Raw genomic sequence first — 2085 nt, 5'->3', positions numbered from 1 at the left:
ATAGGAGAGCGTGTTCCCGTCGCTCACCACCGCCACACCGTCCGGCGTCCGCGCGGCCTGCCGCGCAACCAGTTCATGCAGCGGCACGTCCGGCAACTCGGTAGCGGCCCCGTTCCACCCCACCAACACCCGCTCGCGTTCGTCGGCGTCGAGGATCTCGACGTCGCCGATGTGCAGGCCGGGCGAGGAGGTCATGGCCTCCAGGACGCGAAGGAATCGCTGGGCGAGCTTCGTGGCGGAGGTGCGTTCGAAGAGCTGGGTGCTGAAGTCCAACGCGCCGTTGATGCCCGCCGGCCGGCGGGCATCGTCGAACGACTCGGCGAACGCGAAGGAGAGATCGAACTTCGACGCCGTCCGCTGCACCGTCTGTGGCGAGACCCGCAGGCCCGGAAGGTCGGCGACGTCCCTCAACGCCCCCTCGTGATCCGTGTTGTTGAAGGTCAACAGGACCTGGAAGAGGGGGTGATGGGACAGCGTGCGCGCCGGGTTGAGGACCTCGACGAGGCGCTCGAAGGGGAGGTCCTGGTGGGTGTAGGCGGTGAGGTCGGTGGTGCGGACCCGGTCGAGGAGCTCGCGGAACGTGGGATTGCCACTGGTGTCGGTGCGCAGGACGAGGGTGTTGACGAAGAAGCCGATGAGCCGGTCGGTGGCGTCGTCGGTGCGGCCCGCGATGGGAGTGCCGATGGGGATGTCGTGGCCCGCGCCGAGCCGGGTGAGCAGCGCCGCGAGCGCCGTCTGCATCACCATGAACGCACTGGTGTGCGACCCACGCGCCAACGCGGTCAGCCGCTCGTGCAGCTCCGCCGGAATCTCGAAGACGACCCGGTCGCCCTGGTAGTCGGCGACCGCGGGGCGGGGCCGGTCGGTGGGCAGGTCGAGCTGTTCGGGAAGGTCCGCGAGGGCTTCCTTCCAGTGTGCGAGCTGGCGTCCGGCGAGGCTGTCGGGGTCGGTGTCGTCGCCGAGGAGTTGGTGTTGCCAGAGGGCGTAGTCGGCGTACTGGGCCGGCAGTGGGGGCCAGTCCGGTGCGTGGCCGGTGAGGCGTGCGGTGTAGGCGGTGGTGAGGTCCTGGGCCAGCGGGCCGCGTGACCAGGCGTCGCTGGCGATGTGATGGACCAGGAGGACGAGCACATGGTCCTCCGCCGACACGCGCAACAACCGTGTGGCGACAGGGAGTTCGGAGTCGATCTGGAAGCAGTGCGCCGCCACCTCGGCGAGCCTCGCCTCGATCTCCTCCTCGGCGACCTCGACGACGGTGAACGGAGCCTCGGCGACGTCCGCGGGCAGGACGACCTGATGGGCACCCTGCTCGTCCTCGGCGAAGACCGTGCGCAGGCTCTCGTGCCGGGCTACCACGTCGCCGAGGGCCTGCCGGAGGGCTTCTTCGTCGAGGACCCCGGTGAGCCGGAGGGCGGTGACCGTGTTGTAGGTCGGGCTGGGCCCTTCCAGCTGATGCAGGAACAACAGGCGTTGTTGGGCGTACGACAGGGGGATGCGCTCTGGGCGCGGACCCGCCGTGAGCTCGGACCGGGCGTGCTCGGCGCTGTCCAGCTCCGCGGCCAGTGCGGCGACGGTGGGTGTTTCGAAGAGCTGACGGATGCTGAGTTCGGCGCCCAGGGTGGAGCGGATGCGGCTGGTGAGTCGGGTGGCGAGGAGGGAGTGGCCGCCGAGGTCGAAGAAGTTGTCGTCGATGGTGACTTGGGTGAGAGAGAGGACCTCGGCGAAGAGCGTGCAGAGGATCTCTTCCTGGGGGGTGCGCGGGGCTCGGCCCTTCGTGGTGTAGGTGGGTGTGGGGAGGGCTTTGCGGTCGAGTTTGCCGTTGGGGGTGAGGGGGAGGGCGTCGAGGGTGACGACCGCCGATGGGATCATGTAGTCGGGCAACTGCTCGGCGACCCTTGCCAGGGCCGCGGATTCGTCCCAGCCGTCCGTCACGATGTAGGCGACGAGGCGTTGGTCGCCGGGGGTGTCTTCGCGGAGCATGACGGCGGCCTGCTTTGCGCCCTGGCTGACGAGGGCGGCTTCGATTTCGCCGAGTTCGATGCGGTGGCCGCGGAGTTTGACTTGGTGGTCGGCGCGGCCTGCGTAGAT

General features: G+C 69.2%; 1 protein-coding gene. It reads right to left on the bottom strand.

Translation table 11 applies throughout. The annotated features are described in order from the left end of the window. Positions 1-2085, bottom strand: a 2085-nt coding sequence (locus tag ACWD11_RS35110) for a condensation domain-containing protein (protein ID WP_451287954.1), incomplete at both ends; no start/stop codon positions are given.

It is taken from the genome of Streptomyces sp. NPDC002776 (assembly GCF_053592195.1).
Note: the sequence above shows the minus strand (reverse complement) of the source record. Positions and strands in the feature narration are given on the sequence as shown.